This is a genomic window from Achromobacter sp. Root565, assembly GCF_001427425.1.
GTDB lineage: Bacteria > Pseudomonadota > Gammaproteobacteria > Burkholderiales > Burkholderiaceae_B > Achromobacter > Achromobacter spanius_D.
On sequence record NZ_LMGO01000001.1, the window covers coordinates 417,259 to 442,520 of the forward strand.

Annotated in this window: 25 protein-coding genes; 10 read left to right on the forward strand and 15 right to left on the reverse strand. The window is 67.6% G+C overall.

Going from position 1 to position 25,262, the window contains the following annotated elements; translation table 11 throughout:
• Positions 1-75: 75 nt before the first annotated feature.
• Positions 76-2,529 carry a TonB-dependent siderophore receptor gene (locus ASD71_RS01855; RefSeq protein ID WP_056559128.1) on the forward strand — a complete coding sequence of 818 codons (2,454 nt, stop codon included), beginning with the start codon at positions 76-78 and terminating at the stop codon, positions 2,527-2,529.
• Here the strand turns inward: ASD71_RS01855 and ASD71_RS01860 are convergent.
• The 7 genes from ASD71_RS01860 to ASD71_RS01890 form a co-directional block, all read right to left on the reverse strand.
• Positions 2,526-3,119, reverse strand: a complete 594-nt coding sequence (locus tag ASD71_RS01860) for a WG repeat-containing protein (protein WP_056566291.1) — start codon at positions 3,117-3,119, stop codon at positions 2,526-2,528. The two genes, ASD71_RS01855 and ASD71_RS01860, sit on opposite strands and share 4 nt — an antisense overlap.
• A gap of 86 nt (positions 3,120-3,205) precedes the next feature.
• Positions 3,206-4,183, reverse strand: coding sequence for a tripartite tricarboxylate transporter substrate binding protein (locus ASD71_RS01865; protein WP_056559130.1), 978 nt, complete (start codon positions 4,181-4,183; stop codon positions 3,206-3,208).
• A gap of 73 nt (positions 4,184-4,256) precedes the next feature.
• The gene (gene tcuB / locus ASD71_RS01870; protein WP_056559133.1) at positions 4,257-5,498 is read right to left on the reverse strand and encodes a tricarballylate utilization 4Fe-4S protein TcuB; all 1,242 of its coding nucleotides are present in this window, start codon (positions 5,496-5,498) and stop codon (positions 4,257-4,259) included.
• A complete protein-coding gene (gene tcuA / locus ASD71_RS01875; RefSeq protein ID WP_056559136.1) occupies positions 5,485-6,900 on the reverse strand; it encodes an FAD-dependent tricarballylate dehydrogenase TcuA in 1,416 nt (471 codons plus the stop codon). Before tcuA ends, tcuB begins: the two co-directional genes overlap by 14 nt.
• 77 nt (positions 6,901-6,977) lie before the next feature.
• A complete protein-coding gene (locus ASD71_RS01880; RefSeq protein WP_056559139.1) occupies positions 6,978-7,904 on the reverse strand; it encodes a LysR family transcriptional regulator in 927 nt (308 codons plus the stop codon).
• A gap of 3 nt (positions 7,905-7,907) precedes the next feature.
• Positions 7,908-8,606, reverse strand: a complete 699-nt coding sequence (locus ASD71_RS01885) for a glutathione binding-like protein (protein WP_056559142.1) — start codon at positions 8,604-8,606, stop codon at positions 7,908-7,910.
• A gap of 40 nt (positions 8,607-8,646) precedes the next feature.
• Entirely contained in the window at positions 8,647-9,078 is a 432-nt protein-coding gene (locus ASD71_RS01890; protein ID WP_056559145.1) for a hypothetical protein, read from the reverse strand.
• 190 nt (positions 9,079-9,268) lie between these two features.
• On the opposite strand from ASD71_RS01890, the gene ASD71_RS01895 reads away from it, so the two are divergent.
• The 8 genes from ASD71_RS01895 (at position 9,269) to ASD71_RS01925 (ending at position 18,660) form a co-directional block, all read left to right on the forward strand.
• Positions 9,269-10,669, forward strand: coding sequence for a tetratricopeptide repeat protein (locus ASD71_RS01895; RefSeq protein WP_235512001.1), 1,401 nt, complete (start codon positions 9,269-9,271; stop codon positions 10,667-10,669).
• Between the two features lie 56 nt (positions 10,670-10,725).
• The gene (locus ASD71_RS28125) at positions 10,726-10,890 is read left to right on the forward strand and encodes a hypothetical protein (RefSeq protein WP_162253536.1); all 165 of its coding nucleotides are present in this window, start codon (positions 10,726-10,728) and stop codon (positions 10,888-10,890) included.
• A 112-nt stretch (positions 10,891-11,002) separates the two neighbouring features.
• Positions 11,003-12,223 (forward strand): CaiB/BaiF CoA-transferase family protein, encoded by a 1,221-nt coding sequence (locus ASD71_RS01900; RefSeq protein WP_056559148.1) that lies wholly within the window; start codon positions 11,003-11,005, stop codon positions 12,221-12,223.
• A gap of 18 nt (positions 12,224-12,241) precedes the next feature.
• On the forward strand, positions 12,242-13,039 hold the full coding sequence (locus ASD71_RS01905; protein ID WP_369818904.1) for an enoyl-CoA hydratase/isomerase family protein: 798 nt from the start codon (positions 12,242-12,244) through the stop codon (positions 13,037-13,039).
• Between the two features lie 10 nt (positions 13,040-13,049).
• Positions 13,050-14,273 (forward strand): CaiB/BaiF CoA-transferase family protein, encoded by a 1,224-nt coding sequence (locus ASD71_RS01910; protein WP_056559150.1) that lies wholly within the window; start codon positions 13,050-13,052, stop codon positions 14,271-14,273.
• Positions 14,270-16,609 (forward strand): acyl-CoA dehydrogenase, encoded by a 2,340-nt coding sequence (locus ASD71_RS01915; RefSeq protein WP_082578750.1) that lies wholly within the window; start codon positions 14,270-14,272, stop codon positions 16,607-16,609. The genes ASD71_RS01910 and ASD71_RS01915 overlap by 4 nt, the downstream gene beginning before the upstream one ends.
• 47 nt (positions 16,610-16,656) lie before the next feature.
• The gene (locus ASD71_RS01920) at positions 16,657-17,628 is read left to right on the forward strand and encodes a tripartite tricarboxylate transporter substrate binding protein (protein WP_056559153.1); all 972 of its coding nucleotides are present in this window, start codon (positions 16,657-16,659) and stop codon (positions 17,626-17,628) included.
• A gap of 69 nt (positions 17,629-17,697) precedes the next feature.
• Positions 17,698-18,660: a LysR family transcriptional regulator gene (locus ASD71_RS01925; RefSeq protein ID WP_056559156.1), complete on the forward strand. Its 963-nt coding sequence runs from the start codon at positions 17,698-17,700 to the stop codon at positions 18,658-18,660.
• A gap of 60 nt (positions 18,661-18,720) precedes the next feature.
• Here the strand turns inward: ASD71_RS01925 and ASD71_RS01930 are convergent, their stop codons facing one another.
• The 8 genes from ASD71_RS01930 to ASD71_RS01965 form a co-directional block, all read right to left on the reverse strand.
• Entirely contained in the window at positions 18,721-19,644 is a 924-nt protein-coding gene (locus tag ASD71_RS01930; RefSeq protein ID WP_056559158.1) for an amidohydrolase, read from the reverse strand.
• Positions 19,641-20,252, reverse strand: coding sequence for a carboxymuconolactone decarboxylase family protein (locus tag ASD71_RS01935; protein ID WP_056559161.1), 612 nt, complete (start codon positions 20,250-20,252; stop codon positions 19,641-19,643). The genes ASD71_RS01930 and ASD71_RS01935 overlap by 4 nt, the downstream gene beginning before the upstream one ends.
• Before the next feature lie 13 nt (positions 20,253-20,265).
• Positions 20,266-20,880 carry a glutathione S-transferase family protein gene (locus tag ASD71_RS01940; protein WP_056559164.1) on the reverse strand — a complete coding sequence of 205 codons (615 nt, stop codon included), beginning with the start codon at positions 20,878-20,880 and terminating at the stop codon, positions 20,266-20,268.
• Positions 20,881-20,918: 38 nt separating this feature from the next.
• Complete coding sequence (locus ASD71_RS01945) at positions 20,919-21,563, reverse strand: flavin reductase family protein (protein ID WP_056559167.1); 645 nt, start codon at positions 21,561-21,563, stop codon at positions 20,919-20,921.
• A gap of 19 nt (positions 21,564-21,582) precedes the next feature.
• Positions 21,583-22,548, reverse strand: a complete 966-nt coding sequence (locus ASD71_RS01950; protein ID WP_056566304.1) for a tripartite tricarboxylate transporter substrate binding protein — start codon at positions 22,546-22,548, stop codon at positions 21,583-21,585.
• Between the two features lie 50 nt (positions 22,549-22,598).
• Entirely contained in the window at positions 22,599-23,579 is a 981-nt protein-coding gene (locus ASD71_RS01955) for a tripartite tricarboxylate transporter substrate binding protein (RefSeq protein ID WP_056559170.1), read from the reverse strand.
• A 108-nt stretch (positions 23,580-23,687) separates the two neighbouring features.
• Positions 23,688-24,215: a thioredoxin family protein gene (locus ASD71_RS01960; RefSeq protein ID WP_056559173.1), complete on the reverse strand. Its 528-nt coding sequence runs from the start codon at positions 24,213-24,215 to the stop codon at positions 23,688-23,690.
• 17 nt (positions 24,216-24,232) lie between these two features.
• Complete coding sequence (locus ASD71_RS01965) at positions 24,233-24,919, reverse strand: cytochrome c biogenesis CcdA family protein (RefSeq protein ID WP_056559175.1); 687 nt, start codon at positions 24,917-24,919, stop codon at positions 24,233-24,235.
• A gap of 173 nt (positions 24,920-25,092) precedes the next feature.
• On the opposite strand from ASD71_RS01965, the gene ASD71_RS28480 reads away from it, so the two are divergent.
• Positions 25,093-25,224 (forward strand): hypothetical protein, encoded by a 132-nt coding sequence (locus ASD71_RS28480; RefSeq protein ID WP_255357157.1) that lies wholly within the window; start codon positions 25,093-25,095, stop codon positions 25,222-25,224.
• The last annotated feature ends 38 nt before the right edge of the window (positions 25,225-25,262 follow it).

The following is a 25,262-nucleotide window of genomic DNA, read 5'->3' on the forward strand; positions in this document are numbered from 1 at the left end:
ATGAGGGGATTGCAGATCGGTAGCCGTCATGACTTGTGACGCAACCGAAATCCTCTCACTGCTTCCTCTGCCAACATGAAATTTCCCCTGCCCCCCGGCGCCGCGCTCGTCGCCTGCGCGTTGAGCGCCTGCGTGCTGACCCGACCGGTCCACGCCCAGACCACGCCGGCCGCCGCGCAACAAGCCACCCTGGCGTACGACCTTCCGGCCGCGCCCCTGGCCGACACCCTCAGCCGCATCTCGCTGCAAAGCGGCAAGCCCATTTCCGCCGGCGCCGAACTGGTGGCGGGCAAGCAGGCCGCACCCGTGCGCGGCGTCCTGAGCGCCGAAGCAGCCGCCAGACAGGCGCTGGCCGGCACCGGGCTGGAACTCGTCGTCACCCGCAGCGGCGTGTTGACCGTACGGCCGCTGCCGGCAGCCAGCGCGGTGACCGCGCTGGAACCCGTGGTGGTCACCGCCAACGGCGTGATTCCGCCCAGCGAAGGCACCGGCTCGTACACGATGCCGGAATCGTCGTCAGCCACGCGCATGCGCCTGACGATGCGCGAAACGCCGCAATCGGTCAGCGTCATCACGCGCCAGCAGATGGACGACCAAGGCATCGTGAGCGTCGCGGGCGCGCTGGAACAGACGCCCGGCATCACCGTCGTCCAGGACAACTCGGAAGGCTACAGCTTCTATTCGCGCGGCTTCCAGCTGCAGAACTTCCAGTTCGACGGGCTGCCCAGCCTGTCCAGCGACGGCGGCAACGTCCGCGACAACTACAGCATCACGAACACGGTCATCTATGACCGCATTGAAATCCTGAAAGGCGCAACCGGCCTGGTGAACGGCGCGGGCTATCCATCCGGCGTCGTCAACTTCATCCGCAAGCGGCCCACGCAGGAGTTTCAAGGCAGCCTGAGCGCGGGCGCCGGCTCATGGGACCGCTACCGCAGCGAAGTCGACCTGGGCGGACCGCTAAGCGAAAACGGCAAGATCCGCGGCCGCGTGGTCGGCGCGGCCGAAACCCGCGGCAGCTTCATGGATTACGCCAGCGGCAAGGAGTATGTTGGTTACGGCATCCTGGAAGCCGACCTGACGCCGCGCACCAAGGCGTCCATCGGCGTGGACTATCAGCAGAACAAGAACGACGGCACCAGCAACACCCATCTGCCGGCATTCTTCTCGGACGGATCGCAGGTCAGGTTCTCGCGGTCGACCAACCCCGCGGACAAATGGGCGTGGCGCAACCAGGACACGACCCGCGTCTTCGCGGACATCGACCACCAATTCGACAGCGGCTGGCGCGTCAAGCTGGCCGCGGCCCATCGCAACTACAGTTCGCGCGAATTGATCTCCGGCATGAGCAGCGCGCTCATCGACGTGGACACCCACAGCATCGACCACGGCTTCTACACGGGCGGCGCAGCCCGTTTCAACACCGACTCGCGCGAGAACACCATCGACTTCCAGGCGTCCGGTCCCTACACCCTGTTCGGCCGCCAGCACGAACTGGTGCTGGGCTACAACGCCGCGCGCACGCACTCGCAATCGAACCGCTACGACGGCAACACCGATTCGCTGATCGACGACGCCTTCAACTGGAACAACAACGCCGTCGAGCCCGACATGTACGAATGGTGGCTGACGCACAATATTCTGGTGAACCAGAAGATCCTGTACGGCGCGACCGTGCTGCGTCCCACGGATCGGCTTGGTGTCATCCTGGGCGGTCGCTGGACGGATTACGAATGGAGCCTGGACGGCAGTCTGGGTAACGGCCGCAGCTCGCATTACGCCACCACCGTCGACAACAAGTTCATTCCCTACGCGGGCATCACCTATGACCTGGATAGCCGGCACACGGTGTATGCCAGCTATACCGACGTGTTCAAGCCGCAGGCGTATAACTTCGACGCCAACGACCGCCAGTTGGACCCGCTGACCGGCAAGAGCTACGAAATCGGCGCCAAGGGCGAATATCTGGACGGCCGGTTGAATGCCAGCATCGCGCTGTTCCAGCTCAAGCAGGACAACGTCGCCGAACTGGATCCCAGCGGCGCATCCACGCCGTCGGGCGGCACCGCCTACATCGCGATTCCGGGCGTGACGACGCGCGGCGTCGAACTGGAGGCGTCCGGCGAAGTCATGCCGGGCTGGCAGGTGAATGCGGGCTACACGTACAGCCGCTCGCGCGACCGTGACGGCAAGCGCGTCAGCACCACGCAGCCCGAACACCTGTTCAAACTGGCCACCGCGTACCGCCTGCCGGGCGACTGGCACCGTCTGACCGTAGGCGCGAACATGCTTTGGCAGAGCAATACGTATTTCTCGCAGGAAATCGGCGAGAACAATCATCGGTTCACGCAGGACGCTTTCGGCGTGCTGGGGCTGATGGCGGGCTATGACTTCAGCAAGGACCTGCGCCTGACCGTGAACCTGAACAACGTGCTGGACAAGCACTATTACTCGGGCATGGGCAGCTATAACTCGGTCTTCTATGGCGCGCCGCGCAACGTGTACGCGCAGCTGCGCTACAAGTTCTAAGGCTGATCACGTGGGCGAGGCACGCCGCGTGCGGCCTCCATCTCGGCCCGCAACGACATCGCATCCGGCCGCATGGGCAGCGCCAGCCGCCCCTCGCGGTCGATGGCGCCCCATTCTCCGCCCGTGACGTAACTGTGTTCGCCGTCGCGCGTGCGTTCGATGCGGCAACCCTTGCACACCGCGGCCAGGCCGCCCTCGAAGCGGTCGACCCAATCGTAGGGCGTGGCCAGCACGCGGTTGAGCTGCTTGTCGTAGTAGGCCATGCCGCCGGCCCACGGACCGCGCGTCAGGCCATCCTCGAAATCGTCCGCGCCGTTGTCGTACGTGACCACCGGCACGGCGCGGCCGTCGGGGCGCACCCAGTGCCACGAGCCGATGGCCGTTGCGGGCGACAGGCCGTCATCGCCGAAATCCATGCGCGCCATCACCGCGGGGCGGAACTCGACACTGTCGTTCGTGGCGCGGGCGCAGTGCTCGACGCGTTCCAGGGAGCCTTCTGCTTCCTTGTCCGCGAAGAAGCACGAAAGGTCGTATTCGACGGCATGGCCCGAGGTCAAGGCCAGCGAGGTAAGCAGGGCGGCGATCAGCATGCGGGGCATCCTAGCATGGCGGTTGCCAGGCCTTTACCGGCCTGACGCCCCGCAGGCAATGCGATCCCGAAGGACCGCCTGCCGCATCAATTGGTCGTGGCGCCCGAGTCCTTGACCGCCTTGGCCCACGCCGCGATCTCAGTCTGGATGAACTTGCCGAATTCGGCGGTGTTCACGCTGGAGGCGCGCGCGCCCTCTTCCAGCAGGCGCTGCTTGACCTCGGGCGAGGCCAGCGCGCCCGTCAACGCCTGATTCAGCGTGGCCACCACCGCGTCCGGCGTGCCGGCCGGCGCAACGATGCCGTGCCAGGACACCGCCTGGAATCCGGGCAAGCCGGATTCAGCCATCGTCGGCACGTCGGGCATCGCGGACGAACGCTCGGGCGAAGTCACGGCCAATGCGCGCAGCGTGCCGGCCTTCACATGCGGCAGGACGCCCGGGATCGTGGTGAACATGAAGTCGATCTGCCCCCCGATCAGATCCGTGATCGCGGGGCTGCCGCCCTTGTAGGGCACGTGCGTGAATTGCAGCTTGGCTTCGCTCTTGAACATCTCGCCCGCCAGGTGCCCCGGCGTGCCGGCGCCCGCCGAGCCCATGTTGGTCTTGTCGCCTTGCGAACGGATGTACGCGATCAGCTCCTGCACATTCTTGGCCTTGACGTTGGGGCCGACGACCAGCACGTTCGGCACGGTGGCCAGCAGCGTGACGGGTGTGAAGTCCTTGACCGCATCGTAGGAAATTCGCGAGTACAGCGACGGATTGATGCCGTGCGTGCTGGCGGTTGCCAGCAGCAGCGTGTAGCCGTCCGGCGCGGCCGATGCCACCTGCTTGGCGGCGATGGTGCCGTTGGCGCCGCCCTTGTTGTCGATCACGATCGTCTGGCCGAGCGTCTTGGCGGCTTCGGCGGCCACGGTGCGCGCCAGGATGTCGGACGTGCCGCCCGCCGAATGCGGAACGGCCAGCGTGATCGGTTTGGCGGGAAAGGTCTGGGCGTGCGCCGCCGGCAGGGCTGGCGTCAGACAGGCTGCCAGCGCGCAGCGCGCCAGCAAACGAGTGCGGAACATGGATGTCTCCAGGGTTGTAGCCGGCTGCGGCGCCTCGCTCGGGCGCCGTCCGCAGGCAAAAGGGCTGGTCCGGTCAGTCCGAACCGAGCTGCAGCTTGTTGGGCTGGCGCTTTTCGATGGACCACTTCAAGAGCGCGGCCGAACGGTAGATGCCATGGGCGAACTTGCCGTAGGGCAAGGTCAAAAACAGCGCCATCACGACGCCAAGATGGATCGCCAGCAGCAGCGCCATCGCGCTGCCGTCGCGGCCGGCCAGCAGCGCCAGACCCGTCGCGCTGGTGAGGAACAACAGGACGATGAAGCCCCGGTCCATCGGCTTTTGCGCCGCGTCGCCCTGCAGGGGATGGCGCTTGAAATTCAGCCACAGCAACCCGGCCGGTCCGATCAGGAGCCCGATGCCGCCCGCGGTGCCCAGCAGCACCGGCGCGCTCAGGATCGGATACGGCGCCTGCTGGTTCAGCAGATAGTGATAAAGCGTGGCGACACACGTGGCCGCGAAACACAGCATGAAGCCGTAGAACGTGAAATGGTGAAACCGCCTGCGCCACAGCGTGAAGGCGTCGTCGGCGTTGTTGCAACCCTTGCCGTGGCCGCCGTCCAGATAGCGCAGGCGCAGCGCGTCGTGCGCCGCCTCGGCCACCGCCGCGCCCGATGCCGCCCCCGGGCTGACGTTGCGCCAGAAGCGCGTCACGCCCACCGCCAGCGCCAGCATCGAAAAGCCGAACACCACGCCAAACATCAGCGCCAGCGTGTTGTGCGGGAACACGGCGTAGAAGTTGCCCGCCATCGGCTCATGGAAAAGGTTGCCCGCCATCACCACCGCCAGCACCAGGAACAGCGCCAATCCCGCAGCCGTGGCCAGCGACAGCGCGAGGCCATTGCGCTTGTACAGCGTGCCCAGCGCGGCGGGCCACGCGTAGTCCGTGTATGTCTGCACCCGCACCTTGGCCATGGCCTGCGGCACGTTGACGGCAAACTCGTGCGGCGGCGCGTATTGGCACGCGTGCAGACAGGCGCCGCAGTTGTGACACAGGTTGGCCAGGTAGTTCAGGTCGGCCTTGCCGAATTCCAGACGGCGCGTCATGGCGGGGAACACCGCGCAGAAGCCTTCGCAGTAGCGGCAGGCGTTGCAGATCTGCATGACGCGCGCCACTTCGGTCTCGTCATCGGTCAGCGTTTCGGTCAGCGGCTTGACGCCCCTTGCATGAAAATGCACCGGTTGCTCGGCGGGAGCCGGAGCCGGAGCCGGAGCCGGGCTGGACTGACTGGTGGAAAAGGACTGCGCCTCGCGGGCCAGGGCTTCAAGCTGCTTCACGTTGTGCTCCCGCAGGATTCTGGCCGAGCGCCGCGGCGGCGGCGCGGGTGCCGGCAATACGGCCGAAGGCGGTGCCGATGGACATGCCCACGCCCGCCGTATAACCCTTGCCCAGCACGTTGCCGGCCATCATTTCGCCCGCGACAAAGAGGTTGGCGCTGGGCGTATCGTTGAACCGGACGGCGGCGGTGTCGTCCACCTTCAGGCCCAGATAGGTAAAGGTGATGCCGGGCCGCAGCGCGTAGCCGTAGAACGGCGCGGTGTCGATCGGCCGCGCCCAGTGCGTCTTGGCGGGCGTCACGCCTTCGGTATGGCAGTCATCCAGCGCGGTGTGATCGAACTTGCCCACGCGGCAGGCCGCGTTGTAGTCCCCGACCGTCTTCTCGAAATTGGCCGCATCCAGCCCCAGCTTTTGCGCCAACTCGGGCAGCGTGTCGGCCTGCACGCCCGGAAAGACCGGCGGCATGAAGCGCCCGATCGCCTTGGCGTCGATGATGGAATAGGCGATCTGGCCGGGCTGCATGGCGGTCAGGCGCCCCCAGATCGCGTAACGCTTGGGCCAGAAGTCCTCGCCCTCGTCGTAGAAGCGTTCGGCGTCGCGGTTGACGACCACGCCCAGCGACACGCAATCGATGCGCGTGCAGATGCCGCCGTCGTACAGCGGCGCGCGGGCGTCGATGGCCACGCAATGCGATTGGGACGGGTCGCCGATGCCGTCGGCGCCGGCGTCCAGCATGAATTTCAGCAGCACGCCCATGTTGAAGCGCGTGCCGCGGATCAAAAAGTTGTCGGCCGGCCATTCGCCGCGCTCGTTCTGGCCCCAGGCCTCGCGCAGCCATTCGCGGTTGGATTCGAAGCCGCCCGCGGCCAGCACGCAGGCGCGGGCCTCGATGCGTTCTTCGCCGATGCGCGCGGCCACAAAGCGGCCGTCGTCCAGTTCCAGCGCATCGACCGGCGCGTTGTAGCGGATCTGCACGCCCAGCGCTTCGGCGCTGCGGTAATAGGCGTTGACCAGCGCCTTGCCGCCGCCCATGAAGAACGCGTTGGTGCGCGCCACGTGCAGCGCGCCCGACAGCGGCGGCTGAAAATTCACGCCGTGGCGGCGCATCCAGTCGCGACAGGTGGAGGACTCGCGAATGACCAGCCGCGCCAGGTGTTCATTGGTCAGCCCGCCCGTCACCTTGAGCAGGTCCTGCCAGTATTCTTCCTCGGGATACGCGTCGATCAGCACGTCCTGCGGCGCATCGTGCATGCAGCGCAGGTTGCGCGTGTGCTGGGAGTTTCCGCCCCGCCATTCCTTTGGCGCCGCTTCCAGCAGCAGCACGCTGGCGCCGGCTTCGCGCGCCATCAGGGCCGCGCATAGCGCCGCGTTGCCCCCACCAATCACCAAGACGTCAACCATGCCATCTTCCCCAGTTCAAGGGGCAGACTCTACGCAGCGGCGCGCCGCTGCGATATCAGGCAGGCGTCAACGGGTATTCACGATTCGTGAAGAGCAACCACGGCCCACTTGCCCTCACGGGCCAGGGTGCGGGACACGTCCGCCAGGACCAGCCGGGCCGCCAGCGCCGCGGGCGACAGTTCCTCGTCCGACAGGCTCGCCAGCAGGTTGGAGCGGAACAAGTGCGCATCGTCGATGCGCACCATCTGCAACTGGCCCGGCGCGATGCGCGCGGTGGCCGAGCTGGGCTGGATCGTCGCCGCGCCGCCCTGCTGCACCACGTCCATCAGCAGCGACAGGCCGTCGACCTCGGCCACCACCCGGGGCGTGCGCCCCAGTTGCAGGAAGGCGTTGTTGACCAGCGCGCGCAGGCCGTGGCGGCCGCTGGGCAGCACCAGCGGCAGGTCCGCAATGGCCTCCAGCCGCGTCGTGCCGCCCGGAGGCACGCCCGGCATGCCGGGCCGGGCAAAGAGAAACAGGGGTTCGTCCAGCAGCGGCATCACGCTCCAGCGGCGCGCGGACTCGGCATGGAACACGATGGCCAGGTCCAGCAGGCGGCCGTTGAGCATGTCGGTCAGGTGCCCCGACAGCGCTTCGACCAGATGCAGCCGGATGTCGGGGTAACGCTCGTTCATGGCCTGCAGGAAGGGCGCGCCCAGCACCGCCGCCGTCGTGGACGGCAGGCCGACGCTGACGTGGCCGGCCAGCCGCGCCTGCTGGGCGGCCTGGACGGCGTCGTCGGCGTGGCGCAGGGCCAGCTGCGCCTGCCGGAAAAACGCCAACCCCGCGTCCGTGGGCACCACGCCGCTGGCGCTGCGCTGCAACAGCCGCGTGGACAGTTCGCCTTCAAGGCGGCTGATCTGCTGGCTGAGCGCTGACGTGACCATGCCGATCGACATGGCCGCCCGGCCGATGCTGCCGGCCTCGACCACGCGCACGAAGTAACGGAGCTGGCGCAGTTCCATTGGTCAGCCCGGAATGGTCAATCCCTTGGCGACAGCGGGCCGCGCGACGAACGCGTCCAGCACGCGCGCGACGTTCTTGAACGACGAGAAGCCGACGAGGTCGCCGGCGTCGTAAAAGCCCACCAGGTTGCGCACCCACGGGAAGATGGCGATGTCGGCGATGGTGTACTGGTCGCCCATCACCCAGTCACGCCCTTCCAGGCGCTGGTCCAGCACGGCGAGCAGGCGCTTGGACTCGTCCACGTAACGGTCGCGCGGACGCTTGTCTTCGTAGTCCTTGCCGGCAAACCGATGGAAAAAGCCCAGTTGGCCGAACATCGGTCCGATGCCACCCATCTGGAACATCACCCATTGCAGCGTCTCGAAGCGCCCTGCCGTATCCGCCGGGATGAACTGGCCGGTCTTGCTGGCCAGGTAGACCAGGATCGCGCCGGACTCGAACAGGCCCAGCGGCTTGCCGTCCGGCCCGTTCGGATCGAGGATGGCCGGAATCTTGTTGTTCGGGCTGAGCGACAGGAATTCGGGCGTGAACTGGTCCTTGGTATCGAAGGCGACGCGGTGGACCTCATAGGGCAGCCCGGTCTCCTCCAGCATGATCGAGGCCTTCACGCCATTGGGCGTCGGCAGCGAATAGAGCTGGATGCGGTCGGGATGCTGAGCGGGCCACTTCTTGGTGATGGCAAAGGCGTCTAGGGAGGACATGCGGGGTTTCTCCGGGGAGGCGGGTTGGGTGACGACAATCCTAGCGCAAAACCCGGTGCAAACCCCACCGCAGCGCGGTTGCCGCAAGCGCAATCGGCAGCACCATGCGCCATTGCGCCAGGAACAGTTCCCGCGTGGCTTCGCCGGGCGCCCAGGTATTGCCGAACACCTGCGGCGACGGCGGCGCCAGATACAGGGCCAGGAGCGCGGCGGCGAAGGTCGCAAGAAGGCGCCATGGCAACGATAGCCGCAGCCTGGCCGGGCGCTCGGCCAGCGTCAGCGCGATCACGCCGGCCAGCCCCGCCATGACGGCCTGGGCGTAGAAATCGCGGGGTTCGTAGATATAGGGCGCGTCCGGAATCATCCAGCCGTACGCGCCGGTCGACAGCACGGACGTCAGGCACGCGCCGAAAAGCGCGGCGGCCAAGGACAGGAGGAGCAGGTCCAGGGTACGCAGAAGGAGTTTGGGCATTCGGGGATGACGGGCATGGAAGGTGGCGGGAGGATGCCATAGGTTGACGCGGGGGGTGGGCAGCACGGCGCGCTTTCCGTTTGTGATGCACAATCCGCCTCGCGCCTGCAACGCGGCGCCCTGCCCTGGTGCAGGTCCTTCCCATTACCGACGTGGCGGCCCGCCGCGCCTGGCATCACCGGCAGTCCCCATGAAGCACCCGCAGCAACGTTCCGGGCAATCCGCCGCCCCCGATCTCGCTCACACGACGTCGCACGCAACCTGGCGCGCCTCGGCCTCGGCGCTATGCCTGACGGCCGCGCTGGGATTGACCGCCCCCGCCGCGCACGCCGCGGTCCAGGACACGGCGGCTGACGCAGACGCCCCGAGCCGCACGCGCAGCCTCACCCTGACCCTCATGGATGGCAAGGGCCCCGCCCCCGCGCCCAACATGCCGTACCGCGTCTTCGTGACCGGCTCGAACGACGAGATTCTGGACACGCCCTCCGGCGATGGCATCCTGCACGGCGTCACCGACGCCGAGGGCCGCACGGCGCAGTTCCAGACCTCGCTCCCGCATCTGGAAGAGGACTTCACCCTGATCCGCCGCATCGGCGACGGCCCCTGGGGTCACTTCTTCCAATTGCAAAGAAGCGGCACCACCGATCCCTTGCCCGCCTGGCCATACATCATGACCATGCACCAGCGCTGGGGCGAACAATGGGTGGACCTGGGTTACACCACCCGCCAGGGCGCGACGGCCTACTTCAGCCACGATGTGCCGGCGGGCTCGATTTCGCTGCACATCGACGCGCCGGTCACGCGTGAGGACACTTGCTTTGCCGAGCTGGACGCCGTCAACCGCAAGTTCGCGCAGCAGGACGCTGATGGCGCCCGCGCGCTGATCGGCGCCATGCGCTGCAATCGCAGCGCCGAGCAAAAGCTGGATCTGGCGCGGCTGCTGCTGGCCGCCGGCCAGACCGATCTGGCGCGCCACTGGGTGCTGCAGACCCGCCAGCGGCCGTTTCCGGACATGTTCAAGCCTGTAGCGCCGGCCGACCGGCGTAAGCGGCTGGAGGTGGAACGCCTGCTCGGCATGCCCGATCTGGTGCTGGAGGACTCCAACGCGCTGCAGACCCGGCAATCTCAAAAACGCGCCGCCGATGCCGCGGACCTGGCGAACAACACCGCCTACTACCTGGCGGACTTTCCGGACTACCTGCCGCAGGCGGAGGAACAGGCCCGCCGCTCGCTGGAGCGCGTTGGCCCGCGTCCGTACAACCAGGGCACGCTGGGCTGGATCCTGGCCCTGCGCGGTCAGACCGACGAAGGCCTGCGTTTGATGCACATCGCCTACCGCGACCTGCCGCGCGACGAAGAAATGGTGGCCGACTACGGCCTGGCGCTGTGGCGCAGCGGCCAAACAGCCCAGGCGACGCGGCTGTGGGACGAGGCGCAGCGCGAATGCGTGTGGGGCGTGCGCATGCACGCAGCATTGCGCGAAGCGGGATACCCCCACCCGTACTTTCAGCCCGCGGATTCCGACCCCGTGAATGAATATCGCGCGCGCTGCGCCAAACCACGCATCAAGGCCAAAACCGCAGGCCTATAATCCGCCCATACGCTGCGAGCCACGCGCCTGCTTAGGGGCAGACGCAGGAGACCTCCATGACATCCTCCCTGAAGCGCCTGCTTTCCCTTCTTGCCGCCACCCTGCTTCTGGCCGGCTGCGGCGCCGGCCCCGGCGGCCCGCCGCACCCCGGCGCGGCCAATCCATACAGCAACGGCGGTTTTCATGATGCCGGCCCCAACTATCCCAATACGGGACGCTGACGCCGGCGCTGCGGCGTCCCCAACCGCATAACAGCTTTGCGCTCGCGGGCCCCTCCCGCGGCGCCCGCCAACTCCTAGACTGCCTGCACATACCGCAGTCAAGGAGAAGGCTTTGCAGCCGCTGTTATCGAATCTCAAAGTGCTGGACCTGAGCCGCATCCTGGCCGGTCCCTGGGCCAGCCAGATCCTGGCCGACCTGGGCGCTGACGTCATCAAGGTCGAGCGGCCGGGCCAAGGCGACGACACCCGCACCTGGGGTCCGCCCTTCCTGAAGGATGAAGACGGCCAGGACACCCGCGACGGCGCCTACTTCATCGCCACCAACCGCGGCAAGCGCTCCATCACGATCGACCTGCAGACGCCCGAAGGCCAGGCGCTGGTCAAGGACCTGTGCCGCGACGCGGACGTGGTGCTGGAGAACTACAAGGTCGGCACGCTGGCGCGCATGGGGCTGGATTACGACGCGCTTTCCAAGATCAATCCGCGCCTGGTGTATTGCTCGGTCACTGGCTTCGGCCAGACCGGACCGCGCGCCGCCGAACCCGCGTACGACTTCCTGATCCAGGCGATGGGCGGCCTGATGAGCGTCACGGGCGAACGCGACGACCGGCCCGGCGGCGGTCCCCAGAAGGTGGGCGTGCCGATCGTGGACCTGACCACCGGGGTGTATGCCGCGCTGGGCATCGTGGCCGCGCTGCTGCGCCGCGCGCAGACCGGCAAGGGCGAATACATCGACGTTGCGATGCTGGACGTGCAGGTGGGCCTGCTGGCCAACCAGGCCATGAACTTCCTGCTGGGCAACAAGGTGCCGCGCCGCACAGGCACCGCGCACCCGAACATCCAGCCGCAGCGCACGTTCGCCTGCGCCGACGGCGACATCGTCATCGTGGTGGGCAACGACGGGCAGTTCGCCACGCTGTGCGGCATGCTGGGCAAGCCCGAACTGGCCCAGGACCCGCGCTACCTCACCAACAGCCAGCGCGTGAGAAACCAGGAAACGCTGGATCCCATCCTGGACGCGATCTTCGCCACCGAACCGCGCGCCCACTGGCTGGCGGCGCTGAAGGCGGCGGGCGTGCCGGCGGGATCGATCAATACCGTGCCCGAAGTGTTCGAAGACCCGCAGGTCGTGCACCGCGCCATGCTGCGGCGCCTGCCGCATCCGGCCGCGGGCTCGGTGCCGCAGGTGATGAACCCGTTGCGCTTCGGCAGCTCGGCGCTGCGCGCCGACGCCGCGCCACCGCTCCTGGGCCAGCACACCGCCGACGTGCTGGCGGAGCTGGGACTGTCCGCCGAGCAGATCCAGGACTACCGCGACCGCAAGATCATCTGAACAACAAAGGAGAGAGACATGAGCATGCCGGAGAACCTGGCCGGGCCCTATACGGCGCTGGACGTCACGATCGCCGACGGCGTCGCCACCATCCTGCTGGCCAACCCGCCCGTCAACGCGCTCAGCACCGAGATGATGAACGAGCTGTGCTGGGTGCTGGACCGCATTTCGGAGACGCCCGAGGTGCGCGCGGTGGTGCTATCGGGCCAGGGCAAGACCTTCTGCGCGGGCGCCGACCTGAAGAACCGCTCGGCCACCATCAAGGGCCCCGGTGATCTGCCGCAACACTCGCGCCGCACGCGGGAGTGCTTTCATGCGATCCGCGAATGCGCCAAGCCCGTGGTGGGCGCAATCAATGGCGCGGCGCTGGGCGCGGGACTGGCCATCGTGGCCTCCTGCGACATCCTGCTCGCCGCCTCCACCGCCGTCGTGGGTCTGCCGGAGATCAACGTTGGACTGCTGGGCGGCGGCCGCCACGGCATGCGGCTCTTTGGCCACTCGCGCCTGCGCCGGATGATGCTGACGGGTCTGCGCGTGGACGGCGGCGAGCTCTACCGGCTGGGCATCGTCGAAGCCAGCGTGCCCGCCGACGCACTGATGGACCATGCCATGGAACTGGCGCGCGAGCTGGCCTCCAAGAGTCCGCTGGCGACCGTGCTGGCCAAGCAGACGCTGAACGCCATCGAAGACATGAGCCTGCGTGACGGCTACCGCTACGAACAGGACATGACGGCGGCCATCGCCAAGACCGCGGATGCGCAGGAAGCGCGCCAGGCGTTCCTGGAAAAGCGCGCGCCGGTGTTCCAGGGCAAATAAGGAGGCCGACATGACTCGTGCATTGGAAGGCGTGAAGGTACTGGACCTAAGCCGCGTGTTTTCCGGGCCGTGGGCCGCGCAAATGCTGGCCGACTTCGGCGCCGACGTCATCAAGGTGGAGCGCCCGGGACGCGGCGACGACGTGCGGCACCAGGGCTATCCCATGCCGGACCGCGACGGCAAGCCCAGCCGCGAAACCTCTTCCTTCGTCGCGATGAATCGCGGCAAGAAGTCCCTGACGCTGGACATCTCGCGGCCCGAGGGCCAGGAGTTGGTTCGCCAGCTGGCGCAGAAGGCCGACATCGTCATCGAGAACTTCAAGGCGGGCGACCTGCGGCGCTACGGGCTGGACTACGCCTCGCTGTCCGCCCTGAATCCGCGGCTGGTGTATTGCTCCATCACCGGCTTCGGCCAAACCGGCCCCTACAGCCACCTGCCGGGCTACGACCCGATCTTCCAGTCGATGAGCGGCCTGATGAGCGTGACGGGTGTGCCGGACGGTGAGCCGGGCGCGGGGCCGGTCAAGGCCGGCTATTCCGTGTCCGACCTGACCGCGGGCTTTTACGCGGTGTCGGCCATCCTTGCCGCGCTGCGCCACCGCGACCAGATTTCGGGCGTGGGCCAGCACATCGATCTGGCGTTGCTCGATGCGCAGATCGCGGCCATCTCGCACATCGGCATGAACTACCTGGCCAGCGGCAAGCTGCCCGCACGCATGGGCTCGGCCTCGCAGATCACCGCGCCGTTTCGCGCCTTTGCCTGCCGCGACGGGCACTTGATGGTGGCCGTGGGCAATGACTCGCAGTTCCGCAGCTTCTGCAACGTGATCGGTTTGCCCGCGCTGGCGGACGACCCGCGCTTTGACACCAACCCCAAGCGCGCGGCGGCGCAGGCCGACCTGTCGCGGCTGATCGAGCCGGCGATGCTGGCGCGCACGGTCACCGATTGGAACCAGGCCCTGGCGGCCGCCAACGTGCCCTGCGGTCCGATCTACACCCTGGATCAGGTGTTCGAGGACCCGCAGGTGCGGCACCGCGAGGTGCTGGGCAGCGTCGACCATCCCGCGCTGGGCGCCATGCCTGTCGTCCGGAACCCGATTCACTTCTCCGCCACACCGATCGCCATCGGCCTGCCGCCGCCCATGCTGGGCGAACACACGGCCGACATCCTGCGTGGCGAGCTGGGCCTGTCCGATGCGGCCATCGAACGCCTGCATGCCGAGGGCATCGTATGAACGCCATCGACCACGAACTGATTGAAGAAATCCGCGACAGCGCGCGCGATTTCCTGCAGCGCCGCGACCAGCGGCAACGCAAGCGTCGCGCACCGGGCGGCGATCGCGCCTACTGGCAGGAAATCGCCGCGGTCGGCTGGCTGGGAATGAGCGTGCCGGAGGCGCTGGGCGGCCTGGGACTGGGCTGGCATGCGATGGCGGGCGTGCTGGAGGAAGCGGGCCGCGCCCAGCTCCCCGAACCGCTCGTCGGCGCAGGGGTGCTGAGCACCGCGCTGTTGGCTCGTATCACGCCGGCGGGCGACACCGCCTTCCGTGACCGGCTGCTGGCGGACTTGTGCAGTGGCGAGCGAAGGGTGGGCGTCGCGTGGCAGGAAACGGAAGGCCAGCTCGAAGCCGGAGAATCGGCAGGCGCCTTTGGCGTCACCGCGACCGCCCGCGAAGGCGCCTATGTGCTCAACGGCGAAAAGCGCCACGTCGTTGCGGGCGCAGACGTGGACGGCTGGCTGGTCACGGCCGACGGCGAAGCGGGTTCCGCCCTGTTCTATCTGCCGGCCGGCACGCCGGGCGTGCGAGTGCATGCGCACGAACGCGCGGACAGCACACCCGCCTACCACCTAGCGATCGAATCCGCCGTGGTGGCGCAGGACGCGCTGCTGGCGCGCGAGGGCGTGCTGGACGCCGTCGACGAAGCCCTCGACTACGGCCGCCTGATGCAATCCGCCGAGCTGGTGGGCATCGCGCGGCAGGTGCTGGCGGACTCGGTCGCCTACCTGAATACGCGCAAGCAATTCGGCCAGACGCTGTCGTCGTTCCAGGCCCTGCAGCACCGGCTGGTGGACGCCACGATGCAGGTGGAACTGGCGTCCAACAGCCTGCTCGATGCGCTGAACACCCTGGCGGCGGCGCCGGATGACGTGAAGGCGCGCAAGGCAGCGGCCAGCCGGGTCAAGGCCCGCGCGGCGCGCGCCGGCATCGGGGCGTCGCGCCTGGCCATCCAGTTTCATGGCGCCATCGGCTACACCGACGAATGCGATGTCAGCCTGTACTTTCGCAGTGCGTTGCACCTGGGCGCCTGGCTGGGCAACACCACGGCGCATCGCCAGCGCTACGCCGCGCTGGCGGCCGATCCCGCGCCCGAGGCGGACGATTCGATGGACCAGGCTTGCGGCACGGACTTCCCGCGAGATGCGGACTGGAACGCCATGCCGGAAGCAGAATTCCGCGCGCTGCTCCGCCGCTTCTTCCGCGCGCACTATCCCGACCACCTGCGGCACGTCCCCTGGCGGCTGCATTGGGATGAGATCAAGGCGTGGTACTTCACGTTGTCGCGCCAGGGATGGATTGCGCCGTCATGGCCGCGCGAGCACGGCGGCATGGCGCTGTCGCCGGCCCGGCAGATCGCGTTCATCGAGGAAGCCGAACGCTACGGCGTGGCGCGCGCGCCGGACCAGGGCCTCGTCATGCTGGGCCCCATCCTCATCCGCTACGGCACCGAGGCGCAGCGCGCGCGCTTTCTGCCCGGCATCCTGTCCGGCGAGGCGGTCTGGGCGCAGGGCTACTCCGAGCCGGACGCCGGCTCGGACCTGGCCGCATTGCGCTGCGAGGCGGTGATCGAGGGCGACGAGCTGGTCGTCACGGGCCAGAAGACCTGGTCGACACTGGCGCAGGACGCGACGCACATGTTCATGCTGGTTCGCACCGACAAGACCGTCAAGAAACAGGCGGGCATCAGCTTCCTGCTGGTCGATCTGAACAGCCCCGGCGTCAGCCGCCGGCCGATCCGCACGCTGTCGGGCCACGAGGAGTTCTGCGAGGTGTTCTTCGATCAGGTCCGCGTGCCGCGCGGCAACTTGGTGGGGGAACTGAACGCAGGGTGGGGCATCGCCAAGGCGCTGCTCGGCTTCGAGCGCCTGTTCAGCGGCAGCCCCAAGCATGCCAGCCATGCCTTGCAGCAGATCTTCAGCCTTGCACGGCAACGCGGACTGCTGGCCGATCCGGCGTTCACGGACCGGCTGGCCGAGTTGCGGCTCGATAGCGCCGACCTCACCGCCATGTACCGCGTCTTTGCGGACATGGCCAAGGCCGGCCGCCCGCTGCCGCCGGAACTGTCGCTGCTGAAGATCTGGGCGACCGAAACGCACGAGCGGCTGGGCGCCCTGCTGATTCAGATCGCCGAGGAATATGGCGGCGCGGCGATGCACCTGGGCTATGGCAACGGCAACGTGCAGGCGCTGGCGCCTTACGTCAACGCGCTGGCGGCCACCATCTTCAGCGGCACCAACGAGATCCAGCGCAACATCTACGCCAAGCAGGTCCTGGGCCTGCAAGGCGCCTGACAACGACAACGCGCCGGCCCCGAGCCGGCGCACCCGGAGAGAGACACATGAAGAAAGCAACCGCACTGACGGTGGCGGCAATGATCCTGGGCGGCGTCGCCGCGCCCGCCACGCACGCCGCGCAGCCCTGGCCCAGCCAGCCGATCCGCCTGATCGTGCCCTACCCGCCCGGCGGCTCGGTGGACAACCTGGCGCGCCTGCTGGCCCCATCGCTCGGCGAGCGCCTTGGCCAGACCATCGTCATCGAGAACAAGGCCGGCGCCAGCGGCACCATCGGTGTCGACGCCACCGTGCGTGCCGCGCCCGACGGCAATACCTTCGGCTTTGGCGTGCCGGGCGCGATCACCGGGTTGCCTCACGTCATGAAGGTGCCGTATGACGTCTCCAAGATCCAGTACGTGTCGCTGGTGGCGCGTATTCCGCAGGTCATCATGGTCAATCCGTCGTTGCCGGATACCACCCTGGCCGCCTTTGTCGAAAGCGCCAAAAAGCAGCCCGGCAAATACAACTACGGCTCGGCTGGCAATGTGACCACCCCGCATCTGGGCGGGGAACTGCTCAAGCAGCAGACCGGCATCGACATCATGCACGTGCCCTACAAGGGCGCCGCGCCCGCAGTGACGGCGCTGCTGTCCAACGAGGTGCAGATGTTCCCCGGCGACGCATCGGCCGCGCTGGGCTTCATCAAGGCGGGCAAGCTGCGCGCGCTGGCCGTGGCCAGCCCGGAACGATTCGAGGGCCTGCCCGACGTGCCCACCACCAAGGAGGCGGGCTTTCCCGGCATCATCGTGGAATCCAACTACGGCGTCATCGCGCCCACCGGCACGCCCAAGGACATCGTGGACAAGATGTCGGACGCGATCGCGAAATCGCTGGCCGACCCGGTGCTGCGGCAGAAGATGATCGACCAGGGCGCCATCCCTGTCGCGACCTCGCCCGATGCCTATCGCACCTTGATGGAGGCGGAATCGAAGAAGTGGGGCGAGGTGATCAAGCGCGGCAAGCTGGGACTGCAATAACGCCATGCCCGCGCGCTTTTGCCGTACGCTTATGCCGATTCCCAAGACCGCCGACCGCCGCCATCGACCATGCCATCAGCAAAAGCCACGGGCCTGAGCCTGGACCTGACCGCCGACCTGCACAAATGGCGAGCCTTCCTGGCCATCGCGGAACTCGGCAGCATCACGCGCGCGGCGCTGTACCTGGACCAGGACCAGTCGGTGCTGAGCCGCCGCATCAATGCGCTTGAACGCGAGTGCAATGCGCGGCTCTTTAACCGCACCGGGCGCGGCGTGAACCTGTCCGAAGTGGGCGAGCGCCTGTTCCCGCTGGTGCAGACGCTGCTGAGCGACGCCGAACGGCTGGAACTGGAGCTGAACGGCGAGGCCCGCGAACCGGCTGGCGAGGTCACGCTGGGCCTGTTGCCCTCGACCGCGCACCCGCTCATCCGCCGGCTGTTTTCCCGGCTGCGCCAGCAATTTCCCAAGGTGCATCTGAAGATCCTTGAAGGCTCGAGCGGCCAGATCGAGGAATGGCTGACCGACAGCCGCGTGGACATCGCCATCCTGTACCGCTACGGCGACAAATGCCCGCCCGGCGAACAGGCGTTGGCCTCTGTGGATTCATACCTGGTCGGCCCGGCAGGCGACGCGCGCACGCAGGCCGGCGAAGTGACGTTTGATCAACTGGACGGTCTGCCCTTCATCCTGCCTGGCGCGCCCAACGGTCTGCGCAATGCCCTGGACGGCCTGGCGCGGGCGCGCAAGATCACGATCGCGCCCCTCATCGAGGCCGACTCGCTTCCGCTGATGAAATCCATCGTGGAGCACGAAAAGATGTACACCGTGCTGCCGCTGCACGCCGTCTGGCAGGAGGTTCAGGAGGGCCGCCTGAGCATCGCCGCGCTGCGCGATCCCACGATGAGCCGCATCATCTCGATGGCGTTCTCGCGCACAAAGGGACCCGGACGCACGGTTACGGAAGTCGCCACGCAGATCGAGGCGCTGGTGCGCGAAATTGGCGGTGAAGGCGTCTGGCACGCCAGCCCATAAGGGCGCCTCGCGGGAAGTCACGCCGGCGCCCTTCAGGGCCCGGCGTGCGCCCGCCATTGGCTATTCGAAGCCGTACAGGCGCCCCGGATTGTCCACCCAGACCTTCCTGCGCAGCGCGTCGTTGTCCAGCCAGTCATGCGCCAGGTCGACCAGCGCATCGGCCGACGGCGCCGCCGCCCCCATGCGCACGAAAGGCCAGTCCGAGCCCCACAGCACCTGATCCGGATTGGCCGCCGTATAGGCGTCGTGGATGCCGCGCGCGTTGTCGTAGTCGGGCGCGGCGCCCACGCGGCATACCGTCAGCTTCATCCAGATCCGGCCCTCGGCCAGCAGCCCGCGCAGCATCTGAAACACCGGGTCCTCTTCGCCGTGCGCGGGGATCACGCTGCCCATGTGGTCGATCACCAGCGGCAGGTCCAGCTGCGCAAGCGCGGGCAGATGACGCAGATAGGTGTCGCACGGCGCCCACAGCTGCGCGTGCAGGCCGAACTGCTTCATGCGCGGCGCAAGCGCGGCGACCTGGTCAAAGCCCACGCTGCCGGGAAACAGGTTGCCGGCGGGATCGCGCGCCTCGACAAAGCGCAGGCCACGCACGCCGCCTTCGTACAGGGCCTGCAACTGCGCGTCGGTGACTCCCGGGTCCGCCACGGCGATGCCCCGCAGCCGCCCCCCGCCTTGCGCGACGGCATCCAGCAACGCGTCCGGGTTCGTGCCATAAGGGGCCGGCTGCACCAGCACGCCCCGCGCCGCGCCCAGCGTGTCCAGCATGCGCAGATAACGCGCGGCGGGCGCGTCCGGCGCGGCATAGGACGAGGGATGCTGCAGGGGAAATCGGTCATAGGGACCAAAAACGTGGCAGTGCGTGTCGCACGCCCCCGCCGGCAGCGCGTGACGGGGCGCCACGGGCATCCGCGGCGTCTCCACGTTATCCGGCACATAGGCGCGCGCCTGAGCGCCCGCTTTTGAATTGCCGTCGGCGCTCATGATGGGCTCCCGGCCAGCGGCGCCAGGCGGCTGAGCGCCGGCGCACCGTCCTGTTGCGGCGTATCGAGCGGCGGCGGCGCATCGTCCGGCATCGGAATCTCGTGCGCGTTCAGCGTCATGGACACCATCGTGTAATAGCCGATCACGGCGGTCAGCTCCACCACGCCGACGGCGGCCCAGCGTTCCACGGCCCGCGCATACAGCGTTGGTTCAACCTGTCCGGTTTCCTGGATCTGGCGGGCGAATTCGTAGACGATCTCGTCGTCGCGGTTGTCGAACACGGGCGTCGCGCGGGCCTGGATCGCATCCAGCACGGCATCCGCAATGCCGGCGGCGCGGGCCGCCTGCGCATGGATGTGCCATTCGATCTGGCTGTTCCAGCGGCGCGCCGTCACCACGATGGCAAGCTCGCTGACGCGCGCGGGCAGGCTCGTGCCAAAGCGCAGCAGCGCGCCCAGCGCCTGCCAGCGTTCGGCAAGCTCAGGGCTGTGCAGCGCGGCGCGCAAGGGGCCGACAAGGCGTCCGCGCGGACCGGAGACGATCTTCTCGTACACGCGCTTCTGGTCGTCGGTCATGCTGTCGGGCGTGGGCAGCGGGATACGGCTCATCATCGTCCTCTCTCTACGGGGTTTCGTCGGGCTGCGTGCGCATCACGGATGGCCGCGCGGCAAATCGTGCATGCCAGGCCGCCAACGCCGGATGATCGTCGCGCCAGGCGATGTCTGGGAAACGATAGTCCATGTATGACAGCGCGCAGCCAATGGCGATCAGGCCCAGGTCGAACCGGCTGGCCTGCAACGCCGGCGCTTCGGCCTCCAGCGCGGCCAGCACGGCTTTCGTCTTCAGCGCGAAGGCGTCCAGCCAGGCGGGCGTCTGGCGCTCGGCGGGCTTATTACGTTCCTGGCGGAACAGCAGCAGCGCATCCAGAAAGCCGTCTCCCAGGGCCTGCCGGCGTTCGGCGGTCAGCCGCAACGCCGGGTTGGCCGGCAACAGGCCGCAGCCCGTCAGCGCGTCCAGGTAGGCGCAGATGACGCGCGAGTCGTACAGCGCCGTGCCGTCATCCAGGACCAGCGTCGGCAGCTTGATCAGCGGATTATCGGGCACCAGATCCAGGTTGGACTTGTCCATCGCGACCGGCGTGCGCACGAGCGTCACGCGATCCTCGATGCCGGCCTCGTGAATGACGATCATCACCTTGCGCACGAAGGGCGATCGCGGCGACCAATGCAATTTCATCGACAGGCTCCAAAAGGGTTCAAGGTCTTCTCGGGCATTCAATGCCCCTGCGCGGGCCGCACGGCGGGATCGTTGGCCGCGTCGGGTGTGCGCATCTGAAAGAGATCGCTGGTGTGCGCGTACCAGCCTGCGCCGTGCATGCGGCCCAGCAGGCGCAGCGCGGGCGTGTCCACGTAGAATTTTTCGGCGTTGAGCAAGGCGTCGTCGCGCAGGTAAAGCGCCACCACGCGCGCCAGCACGATCACGCGCTGCGGTGCCGCATCCAGCACCTGCCAGACCTCGCATTCCAGCGCCGCTGGGCTTTGCGCGATGCGCGGCGGCGCCACGAGCAGCGACGGCTCGGTGGACAGGCCCGCACGCGCCAGTTCGTCGATGCCGGCGTCGTAGTCCAGGCTGGTGTGGTTCATCTGCTCGGCCAGTTCCGCCGACACCAGGTTGATCACGAACTGCCGCGTCTCAAGGATGTTGCGCGAGGTGTCCTTCAACTGCCCGCCGCGCGGACCGATGCCCAGCGCGACGATGGGCGGATCGCTGCTCACCACGTTGAAGAACGAGAACGGCGCCGCGTTGCGCGCGCCCTCTTTTGACTGGCTGACTACCCAGGCGATGGGCCGCGGCACGACCACGCTGGAAAGCAGCTTGAAGGCATCGGCCGAGGCCAGCTTGCTGAAATCGAAGTTCATGGCGCGGGATGGTGGATGTTCATTTGGCCAGCAGCCCCAATGTGCCGAGCAGCCGCTGCATGTCGGCGCGGTCCTTCTGCACGTAGGCGTCGGCGTCCTTGGGCGACAACGCCATCAACTCTATCGCCTGGTCCTGCATGACGCGGCGGTAGTCGGGATCGTCGTTCACGCTTCGGACGGTGTCGCTGAGCTTTTGCACGATGTCCGCCGGAGTGCCGGCCGGGGCGGCCAGGCTGTACCAGGTGGCGGCCTGCGCGCCTTTCACCCCGGCCTCGTCCAGCGTCGGCACGTCGGGCAACAGCGGCGAGCGCTTGTCGGCCGCATACGCCAACGGCACCAGCCGGCCCTGGCGGATGAACGGGAGGCTGGCCGACAGGTTCAGCATGGCCAGGTCGATCTGCCCGCCCACCGCGTCGTTGATCGCGGGCGACGCGCCGGCATAGGGAATGTGGTTGAGCTGCACGTGCGCGGCCTGCTGGAAGAGTTCGGCGCCCAGGTGCGTGGCGCCGCCCACGCCGGCCGAGCCATAGCTGAGCTTGCCCGGCTCGGCCTTGGCGCGGGCAATCAGGTCCGGCACCGTCTTGATGCCGCGCGACGGGTTCACGACCAGCATGATCGGCTGCACCGCCACCACCGAGCAGAACGCAAACCCGTCGACGCCGTCGTACACCGTCTTCTGCATCAACGGCGTCACGACGTGGCCAGCCGAGGTGCCCAGCAGCAGCGTATAGCCGTCCGGCTTGGCACGCGCCACGAACCCCGTGCCGATGGACGCGCCGCCGCCCGGCTTGTTCTCGACCACGACGGGCTGGCCCAGCCGCTTCTCCAGCGCCCGCGCCAGACTGCGCGCCACGACGTCGGCGGGGCCGCCGGCGGCATAGGGATTGACCAGCGTGATGGGGCGTTCGGGATAGGCGGCCGCGGCCGGCGCGGAGACGGACGCGATGGACAGGGCGGCTGCGGCCGCCAGCAGGGAGGAGATCATCGAGGGCATGGTCGTTCCATTCAAGAGACGGGACACGGGCGGGCCGGCGGTCAATCCGCGCGTGCCCCGGACGCTTCGATGATTCGCGCCCACTTCTGCGTATCGGCGCGGATCCGTTCGGAGAACGCCTCGGGCGTGCTGTATGTGGTCTGGATGCCGTACCCCGCCATGCGCTCGACCATCTGCGGCGCCGTCATCACGTCCTTGATATCCGCGTTGAGCCGGTCGATGATCGCGCGCGGCGTGCCCGCGGGCGCCAGCACGCCGGACCACAGGCTGACCTCGTAGGACTCGAAGCCCGGCGACTCCGCGATCGTGGGAACGTCGGGCAACGCCGCCAGCCGCTTCTGGCTTGTAACACCCAGCGCCTTGACCTTGCCCTGCTTGACCTGTTCGACGAAATTGGACGAGGTGTCGATCATCATCGAGATGCGACCGGCCATGAAGTCATTGATGGCCCCGGAGGTGCCCTTGTACGGAATGTGGCGGATATCCACCCCCGCGGTGGACTTGAACATCTCGCCCGCCAGATGGCTGGTGGTGCCGTTGCCCGAGGAGCTGAAGGTCAACTCGCCCGGCCGTTTGCGGGCCAGTTCCGCCAGCTCAGCCACGGAGTTCACGCCCAGTTCCGGATTCACCACGAGCAGGTTGGCCGTCAGGTTGGTCAGCGAGACCGGCGCAAAGCTCTTTTGCGGGTCGTAGCGCAGCTTGGTGTACAGCGACGGGTTGATGGTCAGCACGCCCATCGTGGAGTACAGCAAGGTGTAGCCGTCGGGCGCGGCGGTCGCCACCGCTTCCGCCCCGATCGAGCCGCCTGCCCCGCCCCGGTTTTCGACGACGACGGACTGGCCCAGCTTCTCGCCCAGCCCTTGCGCCAAGGCGCGGGCCATCAGGTCGGTGGCCCCGCCTGCCGGAAAGGGAACGACCAGCCGCAGGGGCCGGTCGGGATAGGAACCCGCGGCGCCCGCCGCGGAAATCAGGCCCATGCCGAGCCACAGGCCGACCGCGGTCAGCGCGCTTGCCATTCTCATGCTGTCTCCAAACGTCGTTCTTGTGTTTGAAGCATGGTAGGCGTGCGGCGGGGCCGGGGCTATGCGCGGGATCGCATATCTGTTTTGCGGACGGGCGGGACGGCGGGCTCAGCCGGGTTGCGCCAGCAGCCGCTGGATCTCCGCCTCGGTTTCCTTGTACCGGCCTTCACCAAAGTGGCTGTACACGATCTTGCCCTGCTTATCGATCAGGTAGGCGGCCGGCCAGTACTGGTTGCGATAGGCGGTCCAGGTGGCGTAGCGGTTGTCCTGCGCCACCGGATACGTGATGCCGAAGCGTTGCAGTGCCTTTTCGACATTCGGAGTGGACCGTTCGAACGGAAACTCCGGCGTATGCACGCCCACGACGACCAGGCCCTGGTCCTTGTACTTCTGATACCAGCTCGTGACGTACGGCAGCGTGCGGATGCAGTTGATGCAGGTGTAGGTCCAGAAATCCACCAGCACCACCTTGCCGCGCAGCGATTCCATCGTCAGCGGCTCGCTGTTGAGCCATTTTTCGATTCCGGTGAATTCCGGGGCCGGGGGTGCGGTGGCCGGCGCGGCCTGAGCGGCGCCTTGCATCAGGGAAGCGGCGATCAGCGCGCCCAGGGCAATCTTCTTGAACGTGGCAAACATGGTTTTCTCCTTGAGGGTCAGGCGAAGAGGTTGGCAATCCAGGCGTACGCCAGGACGTCGTACTGGAAGTAAATGGCGATGGCGGTCAGGACGAGCAGCACACCGAAGCCCTGCTGCAAGCGCTGCGTGTAGCGCGACAGGCCGCGCACCCGGGTGGCGATGGCCTGCCCGCCGTAGGCGATCACCAGCATCGGGACGCCGGCGCCGATGGCAAACACCAGCAGCAGCGTGCTGGACTGCACGAGGTCCTGCGCCTTGGCCGCCAGCACCAGGATCGAGGCCAGCACCGGCCCGGCGCATGGCGTCCACACGGCGCCCAGGGACAGGCCCAGGACAAAGCCGCCCGCATTGCCGCTGCCCGTGCCGCCCGCCGCCGCCAGGCGCTGCAACGGGCCGCCGACGCGGGCGATCAGCCGGTCGTAAGGTTCGGGCCAGATCCGCACCAGGCCGAACAGCGCCAGGAGGACGATCGAGGTCGAGCGCACGGCTTCGTGCACGTGTTCATTCAGGTTGGAAATCAGGCTGAGCGCGATGCCCAGGCCGGCGAACGCCAGCACGAAGCCGGACACGACGAACAAGGGGCGCAGGCGGTCTGACCGTTCCAGCGAGGTGCCGAGCAGCACGGGAAGCAGGGGCAGCACGCACGGAGACGCGATGGTCAGCATGCCGGCAAGCAGAGCAATGGGGGTGTTGATGAGGTCCATGGGGGTCGTCCTTTGGAAAGTGACCCCATTGCACCCGCGGCACGTATCCGGCATGTGCCGGATCGGCGGATTTTTTCAAGCGCGTGTATCCGCCGCCAGGGCGTATACAGTACGACACACTCCGCGGGCGGCCCGGCGCTATAACCCGATCACACCTTGCACCGGAGTTCCTCATGAAACGCTTTCTTGCCGTCCTGCTGCTGCTCTTTGGCGGCTTCACCGCCGAGGCCGCCAAGCCCTTCCAATGCCAGCTCATCTCCAACAGCCGCCCGCGCCGCGATCCCCTGCCCCCGGGCGAGCGCTAGGCCGATAGAATTCCGAAACCCGCTGGCGCGCCGGGCGC

Coding starts and splice junctions, on each gene's coding strand:
- ASD71_RS01855 (WP_056559128.1), top strand. CDS start 76: ATGAAATTTCCCCTGCCCCCCGGCGCCGCGCTCGTCGCCTGCGCGTTG.
- ASD71_RS01860 (WP_056566291.1), bottom strand. CDS start 3,119: ATGCTGATCGCCGCCCTGCTTACCTCGCTGGCCTTGACCTCGGGCCAT.
- ASD71_RS01865 (WP_056559130.1), bottom strand. CDS start 4,183: ATGTTCCGCACTCGTTTGCTGGCGCGCTGCGCGCTGGCAGCCTGTCTG.
- tcuA (WP_056559136.1), bottom strand. CDS start 6,900: ATGGTTGACGTCTTGGTGATTGGTGGGGGCAACGCGGCGCTATGCGCG.
- ASD71_RS01880 (WP_056559139.1), bottom strand. CDS start 7,904: ATGGAACTGCGCCAGCTCCGTTACTTCGTGCGCGTGGTCGAGGCCGGC.
- ASD71_RS01885 (WP_056559142.1), bottom strand. CDS start 8,606: ATGTCCTCCCTAGACGCCTTTGCCATCACCAAGAAGTGGCCCGCTCAG.
- ASD71_RS01890 (WP_056559145.1), bottom strand. CDS start 9,078: ATGCCCAAACTCCTTCTGCGTACCCTGGACCTGCTCCTCCTGTCCTTG.
- ASD71_RS01895 (WP_235512001.1), top strand. CDS start 9,269: ATGAAGCACCCGCAGCAACGTTCCGGGCAATCCGCCGCCCCCGATCTC.
- ASD71_RS28125 (WP_162253536.1), top strand. CDS start 10,726: ATGACATCCTCCCTGAAGCGCCTGCTTTCCCTTCTTGCCGCCACCCTG.
- ASD71_RS01905 (WP_369818904.1), top strand. CDS start 12,242: ATGAGCATGCCGGAGAACCTGGCCGGGCCCTATACGGCGCTGGACGTC.
- ASD71_RS01910 (WP_056559150.1), top strand. CDS start 13,050: ATGACTCGTGCATTGGAAGGCGTGAAGGTACTGGACCTAAGCCGCGTG.
- ASD71_RS01915 (WP_082578750.1), top strand. CDS start 14,270: ATGAACGCCATCGACCACGAACTGATTGAAGAAATCCGCGACAGCGCG.
- ASD71_RS01920 (WP_056559153.1), top strand. CDS start 16,657: ATGAAGAAAGCAACCGCACTGACGGTGGCGGCAATGATCCTGGGCGGC.
- ASD71_RS01925 (WP_056559156.1), top strand. CDS start 17,698: ATGCCATCAGCAAAAGCCACGGGCCTGAGCCTGGACCTGACCGCCGAC.
- ASD71_RS01930 (WP_056559158.1), bottom strand. CDS start 19,644: ATGAGCGCCGACGGCAATTCAAAAGCGGGCGCTCAGGCGCGCGCCTAT.
- ASD71_RS01935 (WP_056559161.1), bottom strand. CDS start 20,252: ATGAGCCGTATCCCGCTGCCCACGCCCGACAGCATGACCGACGACCAG.
- ASD71_RS01940 (WP_056559164.1), bottom strand. CDS start 20,880: ATGAAATTGCATTGGTCGCCGCGATCGCCCTTCGTGCGCAAGGTGATG.
- ASD71_RS01945 (WP_056559167.1), bottom strand. CDS start 21,563: ATGAACTTCGATTTCAGCAAGCTGGCCTCGGCCGATGCCTTCAAGCTG.
- ASD71_RS01950 (WP_056566304.1), bottom strand. CDS start 22,548: ATGATCTCCTCCCTGCTGGCGGCCGCAGCCGCCCTGTCCATCGCGTCC.
- ASD71_RS01955 (WP_056559170.1), bottom strand. CDS start 23,579: ATGAGAATGGCAAGCGCGCTGACCGCGGTCGGCCTGTGGCTCGGCATG.
- ASD71_RS01960 (WP_056559173.1), bottom strand. CDS start 24,215: ATGTTTGCCACGTTCAAGAAGATTGCCCTGGGCGCGCTGATCGCCGCT.
- ASD71_RS01965 (WP_056559175.1), bottom strand. CDS start 24,919: ATGGACCTCATCAACACCCCCATTGCTCTGCTTGCCGGCATGCTGACC.
- ASD71_RS28480 (WP_255357157.1), top strand. CDS start 25,093: ATGAAACGCTTTCTTGCCGTCCTGCTGCTGCTCTTTGGCGGCTTCACC.